This window comes from Achromobacter sp. CSND-B12, assembly GCF_052906545.1.
Genome location: NZ_JBREGJ010000001.1, coordinates 1,109,433 through 1,133,328, shown reverse-complemented (window position 1 = coordinate 1,133,328; position 23,896 = coordinate 1,109,433). Strand labels below are relative to the sequence as shown.

The 23,896-nt window shown below is 68.7% G+C and carries 18 protein-coding genes; 10 read left to right on the top strand and 8 right to left on the bottom strand.

All coding sequences use genetic code 11. From position 1 onward, the window contains the following. Window positions 1–9 precede the first annotated feature (9 nt). The 4 genes from ACUTAG_RS05015 to ACUTAG_RS05000 form a co-directional block, all read right to left on the bottom strand. Window positions 10–417 carry a VanZ family protein gene (locus ACUTAG_RS05015; protein ID WP_006387742.1) on the bottom strand — a complete coding sequence of 136 codons (408 nt, stop codon included), beginning with the start codon at window positions 415–417 and terminating at the stop codon, window positions 10–12. Next, window positions 410–1,840 carry a mannose-1-phosphate guanylyltransferase/mannose-6-phosphate isomerase gene (locus ACUTAG_RS05010; RefSeq protein WP_026384654.1) on the bottom strand — a complete coding sequence of 477 codons (1,431 nt, stop codon included), beginning with the start codon at window positions 1,838–1,840 and terminating at the stop codon, window positions 410–412. The genes ACUTAG_RS05015 and ACUTAG_RS05010 overlap by 8 nt, the downstream gene beginning before the upstream one ends. Continuing rightward, complete coding sequence (locus ACUTAG_RS05005; RefSeq protein WP_202730709.1) at window positions 1,837–2,298, bottom strand: GDP-mannose mannosyl hydrolase; 462 nt, start codon at window positions 2,296–2,298, stop codon at window positions 1,837–1,839. Before ACUTAG_RS05005 ends, ACUTAG_RS05010 begins: the two co-directional genes overlap by 4 nt. A 73-nt stretch (window positions 2,299–2,371) precedes the next feature. After that, window positions 2,372–3,781, bottom strand: a complete 1,410-nt coding sequence (locus ACUTAG_RS05000; protein WP_047991414.1) for an undecaprenyl-phosphate glucose phosphotransferase — start codon at window positions 3,779–3,781, stop codon at window positions 2,372–2,374. A 247-nt stretch (window positions 3,782–4,028) separates the two neighbouring features. Between ACUTAG_RS05000 and ACUTAG_RS04995 the strand changes: the two genes are divergently transcribed. The 7 genes from ACUTAG_RS04995 (at window position 4,029) to ACUTAG_RS04965 (ending at window position 13,756) form a co-directional block, all read left to right on the top strand. Further along, window positions 4,029–5,165: a polysaccharide biosynthesis/export family protein gene (locus ACUTAG_RS04995; RefSeq protein ID WP_006387746.1), complete on the top strand. Its 1,137-nt coding sequence runs from the start codon at window positions 4,029–4,031 to the stop codon at window positions 5,163–5,165. 105 nt (window positions 5,166–5,270) lie between these two features. Continuing rightward, on the top strand, window positions 5,271–7,532 hold the full coding sequence (locus ACUTAG_RS04990; RefSeq protein WP_054505768.1) for a GNVR domain-containing protein: 2,262 nt from the start codon (window positions 5,271–5,273) through the stop codon (window positions 7,530–7,532). Between the two features lie 18 nt (window positions 7,533–7,550). Beyond that, complete coding sequence (locus ACUTAG_RS04985; RefSeq protein WP_006387748.1) at window positions 7,551–8,954, top strand: phosphomannomutase/phosphoglucomutase; 1,404 nt, start codon at window positions 7,551–7,553, stop codon at window positions 8,952–8,954. 13 nt (window positions 8,955–8,967) lie between these two features. Next, complete coding sequence (pgi, locus tag ACUTAG_RS04980; RefSeq protein ID WP_024069818.1) at window positions 8,968–10,641, top strand: glucose-6-phosphate isomerase; 1,674 nt, start codon at window positions 8,968–8,970, stop codon at window positions 10,639–10,641. A gap of 12 nt (window positions 10,642–10,653) precedes the next feature. Next, window positions 10,654–11,706, top strand: a complete 1,053-nt coding sequence (gene galE / locus ACUTAG_RS04975) for a UDP-glucose 4-epimerase GalE (RefSeq protein ID WP_006387750.1) — start codon at window positions 10,654–10,656, stop codon at window positions 11,704–11,706. Between the two features lie 183 nt (window positions 11,707–11,889). Further along, window positions 11,890–12,837 carry a serine O-acetyltransferase EpsC gene (gene epsC / locus ACUTAG_RS04970; protein ID WP_006387751.1) on the top strand — a complete coding sequence of 316 codons (948 nt, stop codon included), beginning with the start codon at window positions 11,890–11,892 and terminating at the stop codon, window positions 12,835–12,837. Window positions 12,838–12,928: 91 nt separating this feature from the next. Continuing rightward, on the top strand, window positions 12,929–13,756 hold the full coding sequence (locus tag ACUTAG_RS04965; RefSeq protein ID WP_020928824.1) for an NAD-dependent protein deacetylase: 828 nt from the start codon (window positions 12,929–12,931) through the stop codon (window positions 13,754–13,756). A 171-nt stretch (window positions 13,757–13,927) separates the two neighbouring features. On the opposite strand, the gene ACUTAG_RS04960 is transcribed toward ACUTAG_RS04965, so the two are convergent. From ACUTAG_RS04960 to ACUTAG_RS04950, 3 genes are all read right to left on the bottom strand, one after another. Continuing rightward, window positions 13,928–14,782, bottom strand: a complete 855-nt coding sequence (locus tag ACUTAG_RS04960) for an inositol monophosphatase family protein (protein ID WP_148318478.1) — start codon at window positions 14,780–14,782, stop codon at window positions 13,928–13,930. A gap of 199 nt (window positions 14,783–14,981) precedes the next feature. After that, a complete protein-coding gene (locus ACUTAG_RS04955; protein ID WP_054445627.1) occupies window positions 14,982–16,451 on the bottom strand; it encodes an NAD-dependent succinate-semialdehyde dehydrogenase in 1,470 nt (489 codons plus the stop codon). Between the two features lie 124 nt (window positions 16,452–16,575). Further along, window positions 16,576–17,838 carry a 4-aminobutyrate--2-oxoglutarate transaminase gene (locus ACUTAG_RS04950; protein WP_148318480.1) on the bottom strand — a complete coding sequence of 421 codons (1,263 nt, stop codon included), beginning with the start codon at window positions 17,836–17,838 and terminating at the stop codon, window positions 16,576–16,578. Between the two features lie 95 nt (window positions 17,839–17,933). On the opposite strand from ACUTAG_RS04950, the gene pdxR reads away from it, so the two are divergent. Further along, window positions 17,934–19,463, top strand: coding sequence for a MocR-like pyridoxine biosynthesis transcription factor PdxR (gene pdxR, locus ACUTAG_RS04945; protein ID WP_446650008.1), 1,530 nt, complete (start codon window positions 17,934–17,936; stop codon window positions 19,461–19,463). Window positions 19,464–19,565: 102 nt separating this feature from the next. On the opposite strand, the gene ACUTAG_RS04940 is transcribed toward pdxR, so the two are convergent. Next, the gene (locus ACUTAG_RS04940; RefSeq protein WP_026384645.1) at window positions 19,566–20,477 is read right to left on the bottom strand and encodes a DUF72 domain-containing protein; all 912 of its coding nucleotides are present in this window, start codon (window positions 20,475–20,477) and stop codon (window positions 19,566–19,568) included. A gap of 110 nt (window positions 20,478–20,587) precedes the next feature. On the opposite strand from ACUTAG_RS04940, the gene ACUTAG_RS04935 reads away from it, so the two are divergent. After that, window positions 20,588–22,678, top strand: coding sequence for an ATP-dependent helicase (locus ACUTAG_RS04935; RefSeq protein WP_148318482.1), 2,091 nt, complete (start codon window positions 20,588–20,590; stop codon window positions 22,676–22,678). 125 nt (window positions 22,679–22,803) lie between these two features. Next, window positions 22,804–23,814, top strand: coding sequence for a magnesium and cobalt transport protein CorA (locus ACUTAG_RS04930; protein WP_047991409.1), 1,011 nt, complete (start codon window positions 22,804–22,806; stop codon window positions 23,812–23,814). Window positions 23,815–23,896: the final 82 nt, after the last annotated feature.

Here is a 23,896-nt window from a genome sequence, read left to right as displayed (position 1 = left end):
GTTTTATCCTTAAGACTTAGTCACTGCACGAAAGGAGCCGAAGGCTGCGGAACCGATGTTCAACGAGATTACTGTCGCACCCGCCGCAGAGATATCGGCCAAAAGGTCTAAGAGTTCGGCCTGTCGATAGGCAAAAAAGGACTGGATTCCTTCATCCAGCGCGCCCAGGGCGGAAACGGCCAGCAGCGCCGTCAGGCCCGGCCGCCGCTGCACCGAGAGGTAGACCAGCACCGTCAGGAAGGCGTAGGCCGCCAGGTGCAGGCGCTTGTCACCGAAGGCGTCGGACATCTCGGCGGCCAGGCCCGGCAGGTTGCCCACCGTCACCAGGGTGGCGAAGAACAGCGCCGCCAGCGGTAGGCAGATGCGCGCCAGGCCCGGCCGCCAGAAGGATGAGGCCGCGCGCCGGGGCTCAGACACGGCCGTACATGTCCTGGAAGCGGACGATGTCGTCCTCGCCCAGATAGGCGCCGGATTGCACCTCGATGATCTCCAGCGGGATCTTGCCGGGGTTCTCCAGGCTGTGGACCTCGCCCAGCGGGATGTAGGTCGACTGGTTTTCGGTCAGCAGGTACTGCTTGTCGCCGTTGTAGATGCGCGCCGTGCCCGACACCACCACCCAGTGCTCGGCGCGGTGGTGGTGCATCTGCGACGACAGGCGCGCGCCCGGCTTCACCGTGATGCGCTTGACCTGGTAGCGCGGGCCCTGCCCGACCGAGTCGTACGAGCCCCACGGGCGCTGCACCTCGCGGTGGTGGTTCAGTTCGCTGCGGTGCTGCACCTTGAAGGCCTCCACCAGCCGCTTGACGTCCTGCGAGCGGGTCTTGTGGGCGACCAGCACGGCGTCGGCCGTTTCGATCACCACGATGTCGTCCAGTCCCACCGAGGCCACCAGCCGGCTGGTCGAATGGATGAGGCAGTTGCGCGAGTCCTCGACCATCACGTCGCCGGTGGTGGAATTGCCCTCGGCGGTCTTGCGGGCGATGCCCCAGACCGCGTCCCAGGCGCCGACGTCGCTCCACGGCGCGGCCAGCGGAATCACCACCGCGCTGTCGGTGCGTTCCATGATGGCGTAGTCCATCGAGTCGCTCGGGCAGGCCTCGAAGGCCGGGCCGTCCAGCTGGAACAGCGCGTTTTCGCCATGTCCCGCGGCCACCGCCGCCCGGACCTGTTCTAGGATGCGCGGCGCCAGCCGTTCCAGTTCGGCCAGGAAGACCGAGGCCTGGAAGGCGAACATGCCGCTGTTCCAGTAGTAGCTGCCGTCCTCGATGAAGCGCTGCGCCACTTCGGGCGAGGGCTTTTCGACGAAGCGGCGCACCTTGCGGGCGGGCGCCATGGCGCCGGGTTCGGCCGCCTGGATGTAGCCGTAGCCGCTGAGCGGCGCGGTCGGGGTGATGCCGAAGGTCACCAGCGCGCCCTGGCGCGCGGCCTGGTAGGCCTCGGCGAAGGCCGCCGCCAGGACCGGGCCGTCCTCCAGCACATGGTCGGAAGGCATGATGAGCATGACCGGATCCTCGCCGTCGCGCATCGCCCGCAGCGTGGCCGCGGCGATGGCGGGCGCGGTATTGCGCGCATGCGGCTCCAGCACGATCTCGGCGTCGTGGATGTCCAGCTCCAGGGCCTGCTCGGCGGCGATGTAGCGGTGGGCGTCGTTGCAGACCAGCATGGGGCGCGCCTGGGCGCCGGCGGATCCCAGCCGCAGCAGGGTGTTCTGCAGCAGGCTGCGGTCATCGGTCAAACGGATGAACTGCTTGGGCAGCAGCTCACGCGACAGCGGCCACAGGCGCGAGCCGGACCCGCCGCAGAGAATGACGGCCCGGTACGGAGGATGGGGGTTGGTCATGGCGCTGACTCCTTGAAGTAGGCCTGGGTGTAGGGGTGCGCGCCCGGATCGGCGGCGATGGCCGCCGCGGGCTGCCAGCGGTAGCGGCGGTGCTGGCCCAGCGGCAGGCTGGCGGTGTCCAGCGTGAGTTCCGCCTCATAGGCGAGGACGATGTAATGAGTGGAGCGGCCGGCCTCGCCGGCAAAATTGGTGCCATAGAAGTGTTCGTACACGCCCCGGGGGCGCCAGGCCTGCGGCGGCAGCGTCAGGCCCAGTTCCTCGCGGACGATGCGTTGCAGCGCGCGCGGCAGCGTCTCGTTCTTGCGGATGCGGCCGCCCGGCACGAACCACGAACCCTGCGCCGGCGGATTGCTGCGCAAGCCAGTCAGGTAGCGGCCTGCGGCATCGCGCAGCAGCAGGTCGATGGACACCAGCGGCAGCATCTCCACCGCGCGGCGGAAATCGTTCTCGGCCAGCAGGCCGGGCGGCTGGGTCGCCGGCGCGGGCGCGCAGCGGGCGCGTGGCGGGGCGAAGGGGGGCCAGCCCAGCGGTTCAGTAGACATTTCGCCCCGTCCATCCGGATATCGCCGTGCGGGCGATGATCATCAGATCCATCCGGAACGTCCAGTGCTGGATGTAGTAGATGTCATGCTCGACGCGGTCGCTCATCTTGCGCAGCGTATCGGTCTGGCCGCGCAGGCCATTGACCTGGGCCCAGCCGGTGATGCCTGGCTTGACCCGGTGGCGCATCATGTAGCGCTGCACCAGGTCCTTGTACAGCTCGTTGTGCTCCAGCGCGTGCGGGCGCGGCCCGACCACCGACATGTCGCCGCGCAGCACGTTCAGGAATTGCGGCAACTCGTCCAGGCTGGTGCGGCGCAGGAAGCCGCCGATGCGGGTGACGCGCGCATCGTCGCGGGTGGCCTGCGTGACCACGCCGTGCTCCTGGTGCACGGTCATGGTGCGGAACTTGTAGACGTGGAAGACTTTGCCGTCCACGCCCAGGCGCGGCTGGGTGAACAGCACCGGGCCGCGCGAGGTCAGCTTGACCAGGCAGGCGATGGTCAGCATCAGCGGCGACAGGCCCACCAGCGCGCACAGCGCGAAGGCGCGGTCGAATGCTTCCTTGGCCAGGCCGCGCACGCCGGCGGCGGGCAGGCTGTTGAGCTGGATCGCGGGCAGGCCGAGGAATTCCCCGATGCGATGGCCCAGCAGCTGGATCGACATCACGTCGGGAATCCAGCGGATGTCCACCAGGTCGTTGCGCAGGTGATAGAGCACTTCGCGCAATTCCTGGCCGGCCTCCATCGGCAGCACGATCCAGACCTCGCGCACATTGTGTTCGCGCACGAAGCCGTGCAGGGCATCCAGCTCGTGCAGCCGGCGCACTTGCGGCGGCAGGTTTTCGTGGGGCTCGGCGTAGATGCCGGCGACTTCGTAGCCGGCCTCGCGATAGCGTTCCACGCGGCGCCACAGATCGTGGCCCAGCGCGCCGAAGCCGACCAGCAGCACGCGCTTGCGGTCCAGGCCGCGGTCGCGCGCCGCGCCCAGCACCGCGTAGGCCGCCAGGCGCACGCCGGCCAGCGCCAGGGCGGCGCAGCCGAACCAGGTCGCGGCCCACAGGCGCGATACCGACGCGCTCTGGTGCATGAGGAAACTCACCAGGATGCCGAGCGCGAACACCAGCGCCCATGCCGCCAGGCTGCGCACGACCAGGTCCATCAGCCGGCGGCCGCGCCATGACACGTACAGGCTGAACGCCGGGAACAGGGCGATGACGCCCAGGCCGCAGAGATAGATCAGGAACAGGTGGATCTGCGGCGGATCGATCATCGCCTCGTCCGAGAACTTCAGCTCGGTCACGGCCAGGCCGCAGATGATGACGATCGCCGCATCCAGCAGGCGGTACAGATAGCTGGATCGGCTCGATCTCGCCGACGTGTCCGTAAGGGACGGGTCCATCGCGTACTCCTTTGTTCGGGGAGTCGCCCTGCGGCCGCGGGGAAAACAGCGGTGCACCGCCGCAAAGCATGTGGCTACCGTCGAAATCTTATTGAGTGCCCGGCGTACCCGAAACCTCCAAACGATGTAGGAGAAGGCTTAGGGCATCCGTCGAATGTGCGGGGGCGTGAAAAGAGAGTGGAATGTCGCAACCCGTTACGCATCGGGCTCCTTTCCAAGCAACGAAGTCATTCACTGTGGATCCGCCATGACGACATTTTTCGGAACGTTGAGCCGAGCCATCGCTGCCATCGCGCTCGTGTCCTCGCTGGGCGCTTGCGCCCTTTCTCCCGGCATGACCTTCAATTCCAAGCATCTCGTCGATCCGCTGGATCCGAATTCCGTGGCCGAGATCAAGGAAATCACGCCTTCGCTGGTGCTTGCCGATCACCGCGCCCGCCAGGCGCTGCTGGACAATGATGGCGTCTCGCGCCTGGTCGACAAGACCGAGCCCTACCGCATCGGCCCCGGGGACATCCTTTCGATCGTGGTCTGGGACCACCCCGAACTCGTACTTCCGACGCAAACCTACGCCATCGGCACCGGGGTGACCGAACTAGCCTTCGGGGATACCGCCTCGGGCATTCCGGGGTATACGGTCTCATCCTCTGGATACATCCAATTTCCCTATACGGGATTGCTGAAAGTGGCGGGGTTGACGGAACTGCAGGCGCGCAATCTCATAGTGAATAGTTCAGGCAAGTACATCCAGGATCCGCAGATCACGGTGCGGGTGCTGGGTTACCGCAGCAAGCGAGTCTACGTCGAGGGCGAGGTGAAAACGCCGGGCACCGTCGCGATCAACGACATCCCCATGACCCTGCTGGAAGCGATCAATCGCGCGGGCGGCATCCTGCCCACCGGCGATCGCAGCAGTGTCTATGTGATCCGCGACGGCAGGAAGACGCGCGTCAACCTGCCCGCCTTGATCGAGCGTGGCCAGGACCTGAACCAGGTGATGCTGAAGTCGGGCGACATCGTCCGGGTGACGCCGCGCGACGAAAGCAAGATTTTCGTGACGGGCGAAGTGACCACGCCCGCCGCGATAACGATGCGGGATGGAAGGCTGACGTTGAACGAAGCGCTGGGCGAGGCGGGAGGCCCCAACCAGTTGACCGCGGACTCGTCACAGGTGTTTGTGGTGCGCAGTACCGAGCAGGCGACGCCGCTGGTGTTCCATCTGAACGCGGCTTCGCCGCAGGCATACGCGGTGGCGGAGAAGTTCGAGTTGCAACCCAAGGACGTCGTCTTCGTGGACACGGCGGCGCTGGTGCGGTGGAACCGCTTCATCAGCAACCTGTTCCCGAGCGCGCAAACGGTGCAGACCGTGCATTCAATCAAGTAATCGACCCTCGGAACCCGCCTCGCGTCGCTGGACGCGCGCGGCGGGTCCCGGCCCACGCCTTTGGGGGCGTCGCGACCGCGGCGGCGCCTATTCTTGGAGAGCTGCATGTCGTTGCCTATCGAATCGTTCGAGCCCTCCGTCCCGGCTCGCCAGCAGGAAACCCCGCTGTCCTCGCACGTGGACGCCATTTTCTCCAATCGTTGGCTGATCATCGCCATCACGCTTATCGCGCTGCTGGGCGCGGTCACCTACGTCATGGTGACGCCTTCGGTCTATTCGGCCGACATCATCGTCCAGGTGGAGGAGGAGATGCCGCAAGGCCAGAGCCGCAGCCTGCTGGGCGACGTCTCGGCCATCTTCGACACCAAGGCCGAGACCTCGGGCGAAATGGAAGTGCTGCGTTCGCGCATGGTGGTGGGACCCGCCGTCGACAAGTTCATGCTGTACATCCACGCCAAGCCGCGCTATTTCCCGGTGTTCGGCGAGTGGCTGGCGCGGCGCTACGAAAGCCTGCCGTATCCGTCGGGCCTGCCGCGCGGCGGCTATGCCTGGGGCGGCGAAACCATCCAGGTATCGCAGCTGGACGTGCCCAACGAGTGGCTGGGCAAGCCCTTTCGCATTACCACCCTGGGTGATGGCGCCTATACCCTGAGCGACAAGATCACCGGCGCCACGTTCAAGGGCACGGTCGGCAAGCCCGAACATTTCCTGCTGCCTGGCGGCAGCGCGCTGGACGTGCACATCGATGCGCTCAGCGGCCGGCCCGGCACCGAGTTCACCGTGTCGCGCACCTCGCGTCTGGCCGCGATCGAGGACGTGCAGTCGCGCCTGGGAATCTTCGAGCGTGGCCGCACCTCGGGCGTGATCGGCGTGACGCTGGAAGGCAACGATCCGGCGCTGACCACCGCGGTGCTGAACCAGATCGGCCAGGAATACGTGCAGCAGAACGTCAACCGCAAATCGGCGCAGGCCGAGAAGTCGCTGGCGTTCCTGGACGAGCAGTTGCCGCAGCTCAAGCGCGAGCTGGACGCGGCCGAGACCAAGTACAACTCGCTGCGCAACAAGCGCGGCACCATCGACCTGAGCGAAGAGGCCAAGCTGATCCTGGCGCAGTCGGTCGACGCCCAGACCAAGGTGATGGAGCTGCGCGCGCGGCGCCAGGACATGATCACGCGGTTCGCGCCGACCCATCCCAGCATCATCGCGATCGATCGGCAGATCGCCTCGCTGACCGGCGACGTCAACCGCATCGGCAACAACATCAAGCAATTGCCCGATCTGGAGCAGGACGTGGTGCGGCTGGTGCGCGACGTGCGCGTCAACACCGAGCTGTACACCGGGCTGCTCAACAACGCGCAGCAGCTGCGCCTGATCCGCGCGGGCAAGGTCGGCAACGTGCGCATCCTCGATGCGGCGGTGCAGCCGGACAAGCCGGTGCGCCCCAAGGCCGCCATCATCATCGCCGTGGCCACGGCCATCGGCCTCATCTTCGGCCTGCTGTGCGCGTTCGTGCGCAATGCGCTGTTCGGCGGCCTGTCCGAGCCCGACGACGTCGAGCGCTACACCGGCCTGCCGGTGCTGGCCGCGATTCCGCACAGCGACCTGCAGGACAAGCTGTGGCGCCGCAGCCGGCGCAAGAACGCGACGGTGCCGGCGCTGCTGGCGCAGAGCCAGAGCACCGCGCCGCCGATCGAGAGCCTGCGGTCGTTCCGCAATGTGTTGCAGGCCTCGCTGCAGCAGTCCACCAACAACATGGTCATGTTCACCGGGCCGGTGGCCGGCGTCGGCAAATCGTTCCTGTCGGCCAACTTCGCCTTCATCCAGGGCGGGGTCGGCAAGCGGGTGCTGCTGATCGACGCCGATTTCCGCAAGGGCCAGTTGAACCGCTATTTCGGCGTGCCCAAGGAAGACGGCCTGTTCGAGGTGCTGTCCGGCACGCTGCCGCTGGAGCGGGTGCGCAAGCACAGCGTTTCCGAGGGCGTGGACTTCATCGCCACCGGCGCGGTCAGTTTCGATCCGTCGGAACTGCTGGCCTCGCCGATCTTCGGCCAGACCCTGCGTGAACTGGCCAGCCAGTACGACATGGTCATCCTGGACACCGCGCCGGTGCTGTCCTCGCCCGACGCGGCGGTGGTCGGCACCCACGCGGCCGCGGTCATGGTGGTGGTGCGTTCCGGCATGAACACCGTGGGCGAGATCCGCGAGACCGCCAAGCGCCTGATCCAGGCGGGCGCGCCGGTCGACGGGGTGCTGTTCAACGGCCTGAAGCTGATGCCCGAGCGTTTCGGCTTCCGCTCCAAATACGGCGGCTATCGCTACTCGCGGGCCGCCTACTACGGTGATTTCAAGCAGAACGGCCCCAAGTAACCTCCGCGGAGAACTGGCATGCATGGAACGTTTGGCTGGGAAACCCCGCAGATCCTGGATGCGGTCTTCAAGGCATACGACATACGCGGCACCGTGCCCGATGAAATCGACGCGCGCTTCGCCCACAGCCTGGGCATGGCGGCGGGCGCGCGGGCGCTGGAGCTGGGCGCGCGCGCCATGGTGGTCGGACGCGACGGTCGCCTGAGCAGCGTGGAGCTGGCGGCGGCGCTGCAGGCCGGGCTGCGCTCGGCCGGGCTGCACGTCATCGACATCGGCATGGCGACCACGCCCATGGTGTACTTCGCCACCCGCCTGATGGATACCGGCGCGGGCATCGCGGTCACCGGCAGCCACAACCCGCCGACCCACAACGGCTTCAAGATCGTGCTGGACGGCGCCTCGCTGTATGGCGAGGGCATCACCGCGCTGCGCGACGCGATGCGCCTGCCGATCGAATCGGCCAGCGTCGCCGGCGGCCGCACGCAGATGCAGATCCAGCCATGCTACGCGGCGCGGCTGGTCGGCGACATCCGCATGGCGCGGCCGATGAAGATCGCCATCGATTGCGGCAGCGGCGTGGCCGGCGCGGTGGCGCCCGCGTTGTTCCGCGCGCTGGGCTGCGAGGTCACGGAATTGTTCTGCGAGGTGGACGGGTCCTTTCCCGGACATCATCCGGACCCGGCCGATCCGCAGAACCTGCAGGACCTGATCTATTGCCTGCGCTACTCGGATTGCGAAGTGGGGCTGGCGTTCGACGGCGACGGCGACCGGCTGGGCGTGGTCACCAAGTCGGGCCAGATCATCTGGCCCGACCGGCAACTGATCCTGTTCGCGCGCGACGTGCTGGCGCGCAATCCGGGCGCGGAGATCCTCTACGACGTCAAGTGCAGCCGCCATGTGGCGCGCGCCATCGTCGAGGCCGGCGGCAAGGCCACCATGTGGAAGACGGGACACTCGCTGATCAAGGCCAAGATGCGCGAGACCGGCGCGCTGCTGGCCGGCGAAATGAGCGGCCACGTGTTTTTCAAGGAACGCTGGTACGGCTTTGACGACGGCATCTACGCCGCCGCGCGGCTGCTGGAGATCCTGTCGGCCGCGCCCAATCCCTCGGCGCTGCTGGAGAGCCTGCCGCAATCCTGCGCCACCCCGGAAATCAAGCTGGAAACCACCGAAGGCGAACAGTTCGAACTGGTGACGGCCCTGCGCGAAGGCGGGACGTTTCCCGGCGCGCTGTCCATCAACGACCTGGACGGGGTGCGTGTCGACTACGCCGACGGCTTCGGCCTGGCGCGGCCGTCCAACACCACGCCGACGGTGGTGCTGCGTTTCGAAGGAGACTCCGTGGCCGCCCTGGCCCGTATCGAGGAGGATTTCCGCAATGCGTTCCGGCGCGTTGCGCCTCATATCCGTTTACCGTTCTAAGGAGCATCACGCGATGGGAAAGGCGAATTTTGCGAGAGAGGCCCGGGCCGGGACCGAGGTGGACAGCCTGGCCGCCAGCCCCGAATGGCAGGCGTTCGCGCAGGCGGCGCGCGGCGCCGCGCTCGACGCGGCGGCGCTGAAGGTGATCGAGGCGGCCGGCCTGTGCGTGGACCTGACCATGCAGCGGCAGTCCGCCGCGCTGGACACGGCTGCCGCGGCCCTGCTGCGCGCCCGCGGACTGGACGCGGCGCGGCAGGCATTGTTCGCCGGCGGGCCGGTCAACTGGACCGAAGGCAAGCCGGCCTGGCACACCGCGCTGCGGGCCGGCCGCACGCGCGAACAGCCGGACGGGCAGGACCAGGATTCGGTGTGCGAGTACTCGCGCATGGCGGATTTCGTGCGGCGCATCGACCAGACCGCCGATTTTTCCTCGGTATTGCACGTGGGCATCGGCGGCAGCGACTGGGGGCCGCGCCTGGCGATCCAGGCCTTCGGCGGCCCGGGGCAGCGGCGCCAGATCCGTTTCGTCTCCAACATCGACGGCCACGCCTTTCATGACGCGGTGGCCGGGCTGGACCCGCGCCGCTGCCTGGTGGTGGTGTCGTCCAAGTCCTTCACCACCGCCGAAACGCTGCACAACGCCCGCGCCGCCATTGCCTGGCTCAAGCAGGGCGGGGTGGCCGACCCATCCACGCACCTGGCGGCGGTCACCGCCAACGTGCCGGCCGCGCGCGCCCTGGGCGTGCCGTCGAGCCAGGTGTTCCACATGTGCGATTGGGTCGGCGGGCGCTATTCCGTGTGGTCGGTGGCGGGCCTGTCGATCGCCCTGACCGTGGGGGTCGACGTGCTGATCGGCATGCGCGCCGGCGCCGAAGCCATGGACCAGCATTTCCAGCAGGCGCCCCTGGCGGCCAATGCGCCGGTGCAGCTGGCGCTGGCCGGACTGGTCAATTGCAGCGTGCTGGGCCACGGTTCGCTCAATATCGCCGCCTACAGCGCGCGCTTGCTGCACCTGGTGACCTATCTGCAGCAGCTGGAAATGGAATCGCTGGGCAAGCGCGTCGGCGGCGATGGCGCCGAGGTCGACGTGCCCACCGCGCCGATCATCTGGGGCATGCCAGGCACCGACGGCCAGCACACCTTCTTCCAGTGGCTGCACCAGAGCGCGCAGGGCGCGCCGGTCGATTTCATCGCCAGCCTGCAGGGCCATCCGGACAGTCCGGACGCCCATCGCATGCTGCTGGCCAACTGCCTGGCGCAGCGCCAGGCGCTGCTGCGCGGCAAGAGCCTGGAACAGGCGCTGCTGGACGTGGCCCAGGTCGATGATCCCGACAAGGCCTTGAGCCTGGCGCACCACATGGTGCATCCGGGCGGGCGGCCCTCGACCCTGATCGTGCTGCGCCAGCTCGATCCGCGCGGCTTGGGCGCGTTGTTGGCGCTGTATGAGCACAAAGTGTTCGTGCAGAGCGTGGTATGGGGCGTCAACCCCTTCGACCAGTGGGGCGTGGAACTGGGCAAGCGGCTGGCCACCGGCATCGAGCGCGAGCTGGCGGTGCCGGTGTCGGCCGGCGTGGTCGACTGGGGCCACGACGCGTCGACCTCGTACTGGATCGACCGCTACCGCGGCCACGCCCAGGCGCCGCGCCCGCGCCATGCCTGGGTGCCGGGCGTGGCGGCGCATCTTTGAACGGAGAGCGGCATGACGGACATGCGCGTGCTGGTCACCGGCGGCGCCGGCTACATCGGCGCCCACACCCTGGTGGCGATGCTGGCGGCGGGCCAGCGGCCGCTGGTGCTGGACAACTTCAGCAACGGCAGCCCGGAGGCGGTGCGGCGGGTCGAGCGCCTGTGCGGCGCGTCGATCCCGCTGGTCGAGGGCGATATCCGCCAGACCGGGCTGGTGCAGGCGCTGCTGGCGCGCGAGGCGCGGCGCGGCGATCCGGTGCGGGCGGTGCTGCACCTGGCCGGCTGCAAGGCGGTCGGCGAATCGGTGGCCGATCCGCTCAAGTACTACGACAACAACGTGTCCGGCTCGGTGGCGCTGTTGCGCGCCATGCGCGAGGAGGGCGTGACGCGGCTGGTGTTCAGCTCGTCGGCCACCGTCTATGGCGAGCCGCGCGCGCTGCCGTTCACCGAGGCGCATCCGCTGGCGCCGGCCAACCCCTACGGCCGCAGCAAGCTGATGGTCGAACAGATGCTGCGCGACCTGTGCGCCGCCGAGCCGGCGTTCGGCGCGGTGACGCTGCGCTACTTCAACCCGATCGGCGCCCATCCCAGCGGCCAGATCGGCGAAAGCCCGCGCGACGTGCCCAACAACCTGTTTCCCTACATCACCCAGGTGGCGGTGGGGCGCCAGCCGTTCCTGAACGTGTTCGGCGATGACTACGCCACCGAGGACGGCACCGGCGTGCGCGATTACCTGCACGTCATGGACCTGGCGCAGGGCCACGTGCAGGCGCTGGCCTATGCCGCCGATCACGCGGGCTTCGTGGCGGTGAACCTGGGCACGGGGCAGGGCACCAGCGTGCTGGAACTGGTGCGCGCCTTCGAGCGGGTCAGCCAGCGCCGCATCCCGTTGCGCAAGGCGCCGCGCCGGGCCGGCGACATCGAGCGGATGTGGGCGGATCCCGCGCTGGCGGCGTCGCTGCTGGGCTGGCGCAGCACCCGCGGGGTCGAGGCCATGTGCGCCGATGGCTGGCGCTGGCAGCAGGGCAATCCGCACGGCTACGAGGGCGAGCCGCCCGCGCCATAACCCCAACGGCGTGTCGGATGGGTTCCGCGAAGCGGGCCGAGCGGTTACAGTTGACGGAAATATTGCGAAGCAGCATCGCCGCGCGGCCCCGCCGTCACGGGCGATGCACCGTCACCGAGGCACTGTCATGCTCGATTCCCTTCCGTCCGCCGGCCCGGCCGGCATCCTGCCGGGGCTGTTCCAATGAGCGGCCCGGCCTACCTTCCCACCGCCCACTGGAACCTGGACAGCATCGTCTCGGGCCTGCGCCAGGCGCGGGTGGCCTGGCGCGGCCCGCGCGGCCGCCTGCGCGAAGACGCCGGCCTGCGCGAGTTCCCGTCGCAGGAAGCCCTGCGCCAGATCATCAAGGACCTCTGTGGCGCCTTGTTCCCCATGCGGCTGGGGCCCATCGACCTGCGCGAGGAGGTCGAGGACTTCTACGTCGGCCACACCATCGGCGCGGCGCTCGATGCGCTGCTGCACCAGGTCAACCTGGAACTGCAATACGTCGGCCGCGACGATCCGGCGCAGCAGGCCGTTTCGCAGCAGCGCGCCATCGACATCGTGCGCCAGTTCGGCGCCGAATTGCCGCGGGTGCGCGCCGCGCTCGACCTGGACGTGACCGCCGCCTACCAGGGCGACCCGGCCGCGCACAGCGTCGACGAGGTGCTGCTGTGCTATCCGGGCGTGGCGGCCATGATCCACCACCGCCTGGCCAACGTGTTGTACCGCCTGGGCGTGCCGATGCTGGCCCGCATCGTGGCCGAGATCGCCCACGCCGACACCGGGATCGACATCCACCCGGGCGCCACCATCGGCCGCAGCTTCTTCATCGACCACGGCACCGGCGTGGTGATCGGCGAAACCGCCATCATCGGCGACCGCGTGCGGCTCTACCAGATGGTCACGCTGGGCGCCAAGCGCTTCCCGCCGGGCGAGAACGGCGAACTCAAGAAAGGCCTGGCGCGCCACCCGCTGATCGAAGATGATGTCGTCATCTACGCGGGCGCCACCATCCTGGGGCGCGTCACCATCGGCAAGGGTTCGACCATCGGCGGCAACGTCTGGCTTACGCGCAGCGTGCCGCCGGGCAGCAACGTCACCCAGGCCAGCCTGGTCAGCGACATGCCGGACTGCGGCCTGGGCGGCTGAGACGGCGTCCGCGTTTCGGCTGGGCGGCCCTGGCGCCGCCCGCTTCTCGCCCGGGCGGCGCTGGCGTCCGGGATTCGCTACGGGAGCCTGGATGGACACACGTGTTTCGGATCTGGCCGCGCTGCGCGGCTTCGTCGACCGCCACCCGCGGCTGTTCGTGCTGACCGGGGCGGGCGTCAGCACCGATTCCGGCATCCCCGACTACCGTGACACCGACGGCGAATGGAAGCGTTCGCCGCCGATGACGCTGCAGACCTTCATGGGCGGCGAATACGCGCGCGCCCGCTACTGGGCCCGCAGCATGGTCGGTTGGCGCCGCTTCGGCCAGGTGCAGCCCAACGCTTCGCACCGCGCGCTGGCGCAATTGCAGCAGCGCGGCCGGGTGTCGATCCTGGTGACGCAGAATGTCGACGGGCTGCATGAAGCCGCGGGCAGCCGCGACGTGGTCGACCTGCATGGCCGGCTCGACCAGGTGCGCTGCATGAACTGCGACTGGCGCGGCCATCGCGATGGCTGGCAGCAAACGCTGCACCAGCGCAACCCCGGCTGGATCGCCTTCGAGGCCGACGACGCGCCCGATGGCGATGCCGACCTGGATGGCGTGGACTTCGCTTCGTTCCAGGTGCCGCCCTGTCCGGTCTGCGGCGGCATCGTCAAGCCCGACGTGGTGTTCTTCGGCGAAACCGTGCCGCGCGAGCGGGTCGACCGCGCCAACGCCGGCCTGATGGCGGCCGACGCGGTGCTGGTGGTGGGCTCGTCGCTGATGGTCTATTCGGGCTACCGCTTCGTCACGGCGGCCTCGCGCAACGGCATGCCGATCGCCGCCATCAACCTGGGCCGCACGCGGGCCGACAACCTGCTGACGCTGAAGGTCGAGCTGCCCAGCGCCATGGCCCTGGAGGCGCTGACAGCCCCCTAGAAGGGGACGGGGCGGCGGCCGGTTTTTGACCGGTTTAACCAAGTACCCGCCCTGTAAGGATTTTTTTGTGCCGTTACAGACCTTTCCATAGGGTTGTCCACAGATACTGTGGATAATTCCTAGGGATTACCCCCATTTTGCAAGGATTTCCCGGTGTGTTGGCGGGGATTGTCAAGCCTCGGCGTCGGCAATCGCATCGCCCAGCAGCGCCTTGCGCGCGGCATGCCAGCTGCCCGCGTCGGGGGCGTACAGCAGCCCGCCGCTGCGGTGGGTGGGCTTGTAGGGCGAGCCGTCGAAGCGCGCCGCGTAGCCGCCGGCCTCGCGGTGCAGCAGCCAGCCGGCCGCGTGGTCCCAGGCGGTCAGCTGGTTGTACAGGGCGACGTGGCTGTGGCCGGCCGCCAGCATGCGGTATTCGTGGGCGGCGCAGCGCAGGCTGGCGGTGCTGCCCAGGCGCGACAGGTTGCCGTTGACGGTGGTGCGCAGCGGCTCGGGCAGGGCGCCGGTCGAGATCAGGCCGTCCATGTCCTCGGGCGGCGCGGGGCTGGCCACGGCCAGCGGCGCCTGCTTGCCGTTCTCGTATTCCATCCAGGCGCCTTCGCCACGCACGGCCAGCGCGCTGTCGCGGTTGACCGGGTCGTAGATCACGCCGGCGATCACGTCGCCGCGATGACAGGCCGCGATCATCATGCCGAACAGCGGCAGGCCGGCAACGTAGTTGCGGGTGCCGTCGATGGGATCGATCAGGAACGCCAGGTCGGCGTCGACCAGCATGTTCAGCAGGGCCGGGTTGCGGGTCGAGGCTTCCTCGCCGATCAGCACCGCGCCCGGGTGCAGCCTGGCCAGGCGCGCGGCGATCAGGCGTTCGGCGGCTTCGTCGGCATCGGTGACCAGGTCGCGCGGCGAGCTCTTGTCGCGCACGCTGCCCTCGGGCAGGTTGCGAAAACGCGGCATGACCTCCGCCTGCGCGGCCTCGGCCAAAATGCCGGCCAGCTTGCGGGTGTCCTCACGGGTAAAAGTTCTGCTCATGGTCGCTCGTCCAGGGAACGCGCAAATCTATCACGCCTGGGCGGCATTTGATCGCGATTTATAACCGCATGAACTCAAAGGGAATTTTCCACCTGTGCAGGAGTTATCTGCCAGGTTGTCCACAATTCCTGGGGATAAACGGGACCGGAGCCCCGTTTATCTTCCCCCCGGGCGGGCGCCCGGGGGAGGCAGGACGCGCTCAGGCGCCCAGGTCGACGCAGAGGTACTTGATCTCGAGGTATTCCTCGATGCCGTACTTGGAGCCTTCGCGGCCCAGGCCGGACTGCTTGACGCCGCCGAAGGGGCCGACTTCGTTGGAGATCAGGCCGGTGTTGATGCCGACGATGCCGTATTCCAGCGCCTCGGACACGCGCCAGATGCGGGCGTAGTCGCGGGTGAAGAAGTAGGCGGCCAGGCCGAAGATGGTGTCGTTGGCCATGCCGATGACTTCTTCCTCGGACTCGAAGCGGAACAGCGGCGCCACCGGGCCGAAGGTTTCCTCGGTCGCGAAGCGCATCGACTGGGTCACGTCGCGCACCACGGTGGGCTCGAAGAACGTGCCGCCCAGCGCATGCGGCTTGCCGCCGGCGATGACCTTGGCGCCGTGCGCGGTGGCGTCGGCGATGTGTTCCTGCACCTTCTCGATGGCGTTGGTATCGATCAGCGGACCTTGCGTCACGCCGTCCTCGAAGCCGTCGCCGACCTTCATGGCGTTGACCTTGGCCACCAGGCGCTTGGCGATTTCCTCGTACACGCCGGCCTGCACGTAGATGCGGTTGGCGCAAACGCAGGTCTGGCCGGCGTTGCGGTACTTGGAGGCCAGGATGCCGTCGACCGCGCGGTCCAGGTCGGCGTCGTCGAACACGATGAAGGGCGCGTTGCCGCCCAGTTCCAGTGACAGCTTCTTGATGGTGGGGGCGCATTGCTCCATCAGCGTGCGGCCGACTTCGGTCGAACCGGTGAAGCTCAGCTTGCGCACCACGTCGCTTTCGCACAGCGCCGCGCCGATCTCGCGCGAGCTGCCGGTGATGACGTGGAACACGCCGGCCGGCACGCCGGCCTCTTCGGCCAGCACCGCCAGCGCCAGCGCGGTCAGCGGCGTCTGCTGGGCCGGCTTGACCACCATGGTGCAGCCGGCGGCCAGGGCCGGGCCGACCTTGCGGGTGATCATGGCGGCGGGGAAGTTCCACGGCGTGATGGCGGCGGTGACGCCGATCGGCTGCTTCAGGGCCAGCAGGCGCTGGCCGGCCTTGGGGCTTTGCAGCACGTCGCCGTCGATGCGCTTGGCTTCCTCGGCGAACCATTCCAGGAACGAGGCGGCGTAGGCGATTTCGCCGGCGGCCTCGGTCACGGGCTTGCCCTGTTCCGAGGTCATGATGGCGGCCAGGTCCTGCTGGTTCTGCATCATCAACTGGGCCCACTTCAGCAGGATCGCGGCGCGTTCCTTGCCGGTCCTGGCGCTCCAGGCGGGCAGGGCGGCCTGGGCGCTGGCGATGGCCTGCTCGGTCTCCTTGCGGCCCAGCTTGGGCACCGACACGATGGTCTTGCCGGTGGAGGGGTTGTCCACGGGGATGGACGGACCGTTGCCGGCGGATACCCACTTGCCGTCGATGTAGCAGGCGTCGCGCAGCAATTCCGGGCGCGACAGGGGATGGGTCAATGACGTCATTTGCAATAGTCTCCTATATAGGAACGCGGCCGCCGGGGCGGAACTGACGCGGGCGCAGCGGAAATCCGCTACGCCCGCAATCGCCGTGCCCGACGGCCGGAAAACCGGATGATCGGATTGGCGCTTAGGCGGCCAGCGACTCGGCCAGAATGTCCAGCGCGCGGTCGAACTGGGCGTCGGGAATGGTCAAGGGGTACAGGAAGCGCAGAACGTTGCCGTACACGCCGCAGCTTAGCAAGATCAGGCCTTGCTCGATGGCGCGGGCCTGCACCTTCTTGACCGCCTCGGCGTCGGGCTTGCCGTTGGCGTCGTTCAGTTCCAGCGCCACCATCGAACCCAGGCCGCGCACGTCGGCGATGCCCGGCACCTTGGCGCGCAGGCCCTCGAGGCGGGCGCGCAGCTTGTCGCCCAGTTGCACGGCGCGCTCGCACAGCTTTTCCTCGGCGATCACGTCCAGCACGGCGTGGGCCGCGGCCACCGCCAGCGGGTTGCCGGCGTAGGTGCCGCCCAGGCCGCCGGCGGCCGGGCCGTCCATGACGTCGGCGCGGCCGACCACGCCCGAGATCGGGAAGCCGCCGCCCAGGCTCTTGGCCATGGTGATCAGGTCGGCCTGCACCGAATGGTGCTCCATGGCGAACAGCTTGCCGGTGCGGCCGAAGCCGGTCTGCACTTCGTCGGCGATCAGCAGGATGCCGTGCTCGTCGCAGATCTTGCGCAGCGCCGTCATCAGTTCGGGCGGGGTGATGTTGAAGCCGCCTTCTCCCTGCACCGGCTCGATGATGATCGCGGCCACGCGCTTGGGATCGATGTCGACCTTGAACAGCAGGTCCAGCGCCTTGAGCGAATCGGCCACGGTGATCGACTGGGTGCCGTTGGGGAACGGCACGTGGTAGATGTCGCCCGGCATCGGGCCGAACGACAGCTTGTATGGGGCGACCTTGCCGGTCAGCGCCATGCCCAGCATGGTGCGGCCGTGGAACGAGCCCGAGAAGGCGATGACGCCCGAGCGGCCGGTGGCCGAGCGCGCGATCTTGATGGCGTTTTCAACGGCTTCGACGCCGGTGGTGAAGAAGGCGGACTTCTTCAGGCCGTCGATCGGGGCCAGGCGGTTGATGCGCTCGGCCAGCGACACATAGCCTTCGTACGGCACGATCTGGTAGGCCGTGTGGGTGAAGTTGTCGAGCTGGGCGCTGACGGCGGCCTTGATCTTGGGATGCAGGTGGCCGGTGTTCAGCACCGCGATGCCGCCCGCGAAATCGATGTATTCCTTGCCGTCGGCATCCCACAGCGTGGCGTTCTCGGCGCGCACGGCGTAGAAATCACACATGACGCCGACGCCGCGCGGCGTGGCCAGGGAACGGCGGGTATTCAGGTCCTGATTCTTCATCTCAGCCTCGGATGGCAAGTGGGCGGTAAAGCCTTACTTTAATGCTACTATGGCCCCATTGGTGGGAACCACTTTTATAAATCAGGTAGAACCAATTGCGGTCCATCGTTGGAGACTTGCTGCAACTGCGCCTGGCCGATGCCGCCGGCGGGCCGATGAACAAGCGCCTGTACCACGGCATCCGCGAAGCCATCCTGGATGGTTCCATCGCCGCCGATTCGCGCCTGCCCGCCTCGCGCGACCTGGCCGCCGAACTCGGCATCGCCCGCAATACCGTGGTGCACGTCTATGGCCAGTTGCTGGCCGAAGGCTACACCCGCAGCCTGCAGGGCAACGGCACCTTCGTCAATGCCTCGCAGCCCGACTCCTATCTGGCCAGCGGCCGCCAGTCGCGCCGCGCGCCGGTGCCGCAACCGCGTCCGGCACTGTCGGCGCGCGGCGCCGCCATCGTCGACGGCGTGTCGGCCTCGCCCTACCAGTGGGGCGCCTTCATGCCGGGCGTGCCCGACCTGACCGAATTTCCGCACAAGAAGTTCGGCCGCATCTTTTCCGCGCTGTGGCGCAACCCCACCCCCGACCTGCTCACCTACGCCTATGGCGGCGGCCTGCCGGCCCTGCGCGAGGCGCTGGCGCAGCACCTGGCGCTGACGCGCTCGATCGACTGCGATCCCGACCAGATCCTCATCACCGAAGGCTCGCACCAGGCCATCGACCTGGCCACCCGCATCCTGGGCGAGGCGGGCGAGACCGCCTGGGTCGAGGACCCGGGCTACTGGGGCGCGCGCACGGTGCTGCAGGCCAACGGCCTGCACACGGTGCACCTGCCGGTGGACGAGGAAGGCATGCGGCTGCCGGACGCCGACCTGACGCCCGGCATGGCGCCGCCGCGCTTCATCTTCGTGACCCCGTCGCACCAGTATCCGCTGGGGCCGGTGATGTCGCTGGCGCGGCGTCGGCAGTTGCTGGCGGTGGCGCGGCGCCATGGCAGCTGGATCATCGAGGACGACTACGACAGCGAATTCCGCTTCTCGGGCCGGCCGATCGCCTCGCTGCTGGGGCTGGAGCCGGACGCGCCCGTGATCTACATGGGCACCTTCAGCAAGACGCTGTACCCGGGGCTGCGGGTCGGCTACCTGGTGCTGCCCAAGACCTTGACCGCGGCGTTCCAGGCGGCCCACGCCGAGCTCTACCGCGAAGGCCACCTGATGACGCACGCGGCGCTGGCCACCTTCATCGCCGAGGGCCACTACGCCGCCCACATCCGCCGCATGCGCATGTTGTATGGCCGGCGCCGCGCCATGCTGGTCAACCTGATCGAACGGCGCCTGGGGCCCGACTGGCTGCACCGCGACGCCAGCCTGGCCGGCCTGCACCTGGTGCTGACGCTGCCGCCGCACCTGGACGACCTGCGGGTGGTCGAGGTGGCGCGGCGCAAGGGCGTGCTGACGCGCGCGCTGTCGCGCTACTACGTCGGCGCCGAAGGCCGCCGGCCCGGCCTGCTGCTGGGCTATGCCTGCGTGCCGGAGCACGACATCGCGCGCAAGTTCGAGGTGCTGCTGGAAAGCCTGGCCGAAGTGGCGCGCATGACGCCCGCGGCGCCCGCGCTGGTGGCGCAGCCGGCCTGACTGCCGGCGTTGAAGGCCGGCGCCGCCGCACGGCCCTTGAAAGCCGGTGGCGGGCTGCCGGCGCTTGCAGCCTGTGCGCCGCGGCCACACGGCGCGAGGGCTTCAGCCCAGGCGGTCCTGTCCGCCGCCCAGCGCCGCCGCGAAGGCCGCGGCGTTGCGCATGCCCTGGTCCTCGAAGTTGGTGTTGAACACCGCATGCGCCTGCGCGCTCCGTTGCGCCAGTTCCTGGAAGCGGCGCGCCAGTTCGGCCAGCTCGGCCTCCGAATACTCATATTGGAAGCGCCCTGACGAGGCCGCGCCGCCGGCGTTCCAGGTGGCGGCGTTGCGGCCATGCAGCCGCAGCAGCGTCAGCTCGGGGTGGGTGCATTCCCAGACGGCCGGCACGCTGTTGTCGAAGCCCTGCGGCGCGTCCACCACGGTGTGCACCAGGCCCAGCTCGCGCTCTAGCGCCAGCGTTGCAGCCGTGGCCTCGGAGGAGTCGAACCAGCTGCGGTGGCGGAATTCGACCGACAGCAGGTGCTCCGGCAGGCGCCGCGCGCATTCGGCCACCAGCGCCTCGCCGCGCGCCCCGCGCCGCAACCAGGGCGGGAACTGGAAGTGCACCGCGCCCAGCTTGCCGGCCATGCGCAAGGGTTCCAGCGCCAGCGTGTAGCGGCGCCAGAGTTCATCGCGCAGGTCGTCTGGCATGGCGTGGTGGTAGATGACCGGCTCGGGCCAGTCGGCCAGCTCGCGGCGGATGTCGGCGGGCAGGGCCGCCAGCGGCGTCTGGTGGCCGGTGAAAAGGCGGTAGGCCTTGATGTTGAAGACGAAATCGTCGGGCGTGCGCTGCGCCCACAGGTAGGCGTTCTCGGCGCTGGGCAGGGCGTAGTAGCTGGAATCGACCTCGGCCAGCCCGAAGCGGGTGGCGTAGAAGCGCAGCCGCGATTGGGCGTCGTGCGCCTCGCGCGGGTAGAAGCGGCCGCACGCCAGCAGCGTGGGGTCGGTCCAGGAAGCGGTGCCGGCAAGCAGGCGCATGGGGAAAACGGCGGTAGCGGGAGCGGGGGGCGATGCGGTTATGATACCTGGATATATCCCCAGGTATCGGGCCGCGCCGACCGCGCCCGCCGCCGACCATTCCACGCCCCATGTCCGACCAGAATTCCGCCCACCCGTCCAGCCGTCCCGATCCCCTGGCCGACCTCAACCCCGCCCAGCGCGAGGCCGCCGAATTCGGCGTCGGCGGCGCGGGCGACGACGGCCCGCTGCTGGTGATCGCCGGCGCCGGCTCGGGCAAGACCAACACCCTGGCGCACCGCGTCGCCCACCTGATCCTGAACGGCGCCGATCCGCAGCGCATGCTGCTGCTGACCTTCTCGCGCCGCGCCGCCCAGGAAATGGAGCGCCGCGTCGGCAGCGTGCTGCAGCGGGTCATGAACCTGCGCGGCACCCAGCAGGCGCCGTCGCTGCCGTGGGCCGGCACCTTCCACGCCATCGGCGCGCGCCTGCTGCGCGACTGCGCCCAGCGCATCGGCCTGTCCGAGGCCTTCACCATCCACGACCGCGGCGACGCCGAGGACCTGATGGGCATGGTGCGGCACGAGCTCGGCCTGTCCGCCACCAAGTCGCGCTTTCCGCTCAAGGGCACCTGCCTGGCGATCTACTCGCGCGTGGTCAACAGCCAGACGCCGGTGGCCGACGTGCTGCACGGCACCTTCCCGTGGTGCGCGCAATGGGAGGACGAGCTCAAGAACCTGTTCCGCGCCTACGTCGCGGCCAAGCAGGACCAGCAGGTGCTCGACTACGACGACCTGCTGCTGTACTGGGCCGAGATGATGGGCGACGCGGCCATCGCCGCCGACGTCGGCGCGCGCTTCGACCACATGCTGGTGGACGAATACCAGGACACCAACCGCCTGCAGGCCGCCATCCTGCTTGCCATGAAACCCGACGGCCGCGGCCTGACCGTGGTGGGCGACGACGCCCAGTCGATCTATTCGTTCCGCGCCGCCACGGTGCGCAACATCCTCGATTTCCCGGCCCAGTTCCCGCAGCCGGCCCGCGTCATCACGCTGGACCGCAACTACCGCTCGACCCAGCCCATCCTGAACGCCTCCAACGCCGTCATCGGCCTGGCCGCCGAACGCTACGCCAAGGATCTCTGGAGCGACCGGCAGTCGTCGCAGTTGCCCGAGCTGGTCACCGTCAGCGACGAGGCCGGCCAGGCCCGCTGGGTGGCCGACCAGGTGCTGGCTCAGCGCGAGGGCGGCGCCACGCTCAAGTCGCAGGCGGCGCTGTTCCGCACCTCCAGCCACAGCGCCGCGCTCGAACTGGAACTGACCCGCCGCAACATCCCCTTCGTCAAGTTCGGCGGCCTGCGCTTCCTGGAGGCGGCGCACGTCAAGGACCTGCTGTCGCTGCTGCGCTGGGCCGAAAACCCGCGCGGGCGCATGGCGGGGTTCCGCGTGGCGCAACTGCTGCCCGGCATCGGCCCGGCCACCGCTGGCAAGCTGATGGACGCCATGACGCAATCGGCCGAGCCGCTGCGCGCGCTGCGCGAATTCAAGCCGGGGGCGGCGGCGCAGGCCGAGTGGGGCGCGTTCGCCGACACCTACGCGGCGCTGGCCGACCCAAGCCTGCGCTGGCCGGCCGACGTCGACCTGGCGCTGCGCTGGTACGCCGGCCAGCTTGAACGGCTGTACGACGATGCGCGGGTGCGCAAGACCGACCTGGACCAGCTGGCGCGCATCGCCGCCGGTTACCCGTCGCGCGAGCGCTTCCTGACCGAGCTGACGCTGGACCCGCCCGACGCCACCAGCGACGAATCCGGCGCGCCATCGCGCGACGAGGACTACATGATCCTGTCCACCATCCACTCGGCCAAGGGCCAGGAATGGAAGGCGGTCTATGTGCTGAACGTGGTCGACGGCTGTATCCCGTCCGACATGAGCACCGGCAGCGCCGAAGAGATCGAGGAAGAGCGGCGCCTCTTGTACGTGGCCATGACGCGCGCCAAGGAACGCCTGCAGCTGATCGTGCCGCAGCGCTTCTACGTGCACCAGCAGACCGGCATGGGCGACCGCCACGTCTACGGCTCGCGCACCCGCTACATCACCAACGCCATGCTGCCGCTGTTCGACCACCTGCCCAAGCCGCCCGACCTGCCCGCGCGCGAGGCCAAGGCGCCGCAGGCGCCGAGCGTGGACGTGGCCAGGCGCGTGCGCAACCTGTTCGCGTAGGGCGCGTTCGCCGGGGGCGCGGACCCCGCGCGGACGCCGCCGCGCGGCGGCGCCGGTGGGCTATCATCGGCCGATACGCTGGATATACGCTGCACCCGCAGGGCTCGCATCGCCAAAGGATGTCTATGTCTACCGAAGCAACCGCCGCCGTCGCCGCGCCGCCCCAGGGCGAAGTCGTGGCCTCCATCGCCTATGTGAATGGCCGGCGCGACCACGAGGTGCCCATCGAGGAGGTGGGCAGGCACGTCGATCCCAAGCACGGCATGGTGTGGATCGGCCTGCGCAATCCCAGCCCCGAACGGCTTGCCGACGTCGTCAACCAACTGGGCGCCTGCGACAAGAACATGGAAGAAATGCTGGAGTCGCACCGCCGGCCCAAGATCATCGACTACGGCAACATGGTGCTGATCGTCGCCATCACCGTCGAGGTCGAGGCCGAGCGCCCCATCTTCGGTGAAACCCAGTTCCTGATCGGCGAAGGCTTCCTGGTCACCGTGCGGCGCGGCGCCACCGCCGGCCACAGCCCCTTGCGCGAACGGCTGGAGGCCTCGCCCGACCTGCTCAAGCGCGGCAGCGACTACGTCGCCTCCGAACTGCTGGACTGGCTGGTGGACCGCTACGTGGCGGCGGCTGGCAAGATCGAGTCGGTGGTCGAGGGCGCCGAGCAGAAGCTGCTGATCCGCGGCGCCAAGGACGCCGACATCCGCAGGCTGTACCGCCAGCGCCGCGACCTCTTGCGCATCCACACCGTGGTGTCGCCGCTGGCCGAGATCTGCCGCCGCCTGGCGCGGGTCGAGATGTCGGCCGTGGACGAGCACGCCCGGCCGTATTTCGGCGAGGTGGCCGACCGCGTGCTGCGGGTCGATGAACTGTTCAATTCGCTGCGCGAGTCGCTGGCCTTCGCCTTCGAAGCCAGCCTGATGATCGGCCAGGCCGCGCAGAACGACACCACCCGCAAGCTGGCGTCATGGGCCGCCATCCTGGCCGTGCCCACCGCCATCGCCGGCATCTATGGCATGAACTTCAAGTTCATGCCCGAACTGGATTCGCCGTTCGGCTATCCGGTCACGCTGGGCGTGATCGTGTCGGTCTGTTCGCTGCTGTACTGGCGCTTTCGCAAGTCGGGCTGGCTGTAGCGCGGCGGACGGCGGCGCCGTGCGGCGACACACCGGTGCGCGCGGCGCCGGCCCGGCTGTGGCAAACTGCCTGCGTTTCTGA

Coding starts and splice junctions, on each gene's coding strand:
- ACUTAG_RS05010 (WP_026384654.1), bottom strand. CDS start 1,840: ATGACCAACCCCCATCCTCCGTACCGGGCCGTCATTCTCTGCGGCGGG.
- ACUTAG_RS05000 (WP_047991414.1), bottom strand. CDS start 3,781: ATGGACCCGTCCCTTACGGACACGTCGGCGAGATCGAGCCGATCCAGC.
- ACUTAG_RS04995 (WP_006387746.1), top strand. CDS start 4,029: ATGACGACATTTTTCGGAACGTTGAGCCGAGCCATCGCTGCCATCGCG.
- ACUTAG_RS04990 (WP_054505768.1), top strand. CDS start 5,271: ATGTCGTTGCCTATCGAATCGTTCGAGCCCTCCGTCCCGGCTCGCCAG.
- ACUTAG_RS04985 (WP_006387748.1), top strand. CDS start 7,551: ATGCATGGAACGTTTGGCTGGGAAACCCCGCAGATCCTGGATGCGGTC.
- pgi (WP_024069818.1), top strand. CDS start 8,968: ATGGGAAAGGCGAATTTTGCGAGAGAGGCCCGGGCCGGGACCGAGGTG.
- galE (WP_006387750.1), top strand. CDS start 10,654: ATGACGGACATGCGCGTGCTGGTCACCGGCGGCGCCGGCTACATCGGC.
- epsC (WP_006387751.1), top strand. CDS start 11,890: ATGAGCGGCCCGGCCTACCTTCCCACCGCCCACTGGAACCTGGACAGC.
- ACUTAG_RS04965 (WP_020928824.1), top strand. CDS start 12,929: ATGGACACACGTGTTTCGGATCTGGCCGCGCTGCGCGGCTTCGTCGAC.
- ACUTAG_RS04960 (WP_148318478.1), bottom strand. CDS start 14,782: ATGAGCAGAACTTTTACCCGTGAGGACACCCGCAAGCTGGCCGGCATT.
- ACUTAG_RS04955 (WP_054445627.1), bottom strand. CDS start 16,451: ATGACGTCATTGACCCATCCCCTGTCGCGCCCGGAATTGCTGCGCGAC.
- ACUTAG_RS04950 (WP_148318480.1), bottom strand. CDS start 17,838: ATGAAGAATCAGGACCTGAATACCCGCCGTTCCCTGGCCACGCCGCGC.
- ACUTAG_RS04940 (WP_026384645.1), bottom strand. CDS start 20,477: ATGCGCCTGCTTGCCGGCACCGCTTCCTGGACCGACCCCACGCTGCTG.
- ACUTAG_RS04935 (WP_148318482.1), top strand. CDS start 20,588: ATGTCCGACCAGAATTCCGCCCACCCGTCCAGCCGTCCCGATCCCCTG.
- ACUTAG_RS04930 (WP_047991409.1), top strand. CDS start 22,804: ATGTCTACCGAAGCAACCGCCGCCGTCGCCGCGCCGCCCCAGGGCGAA.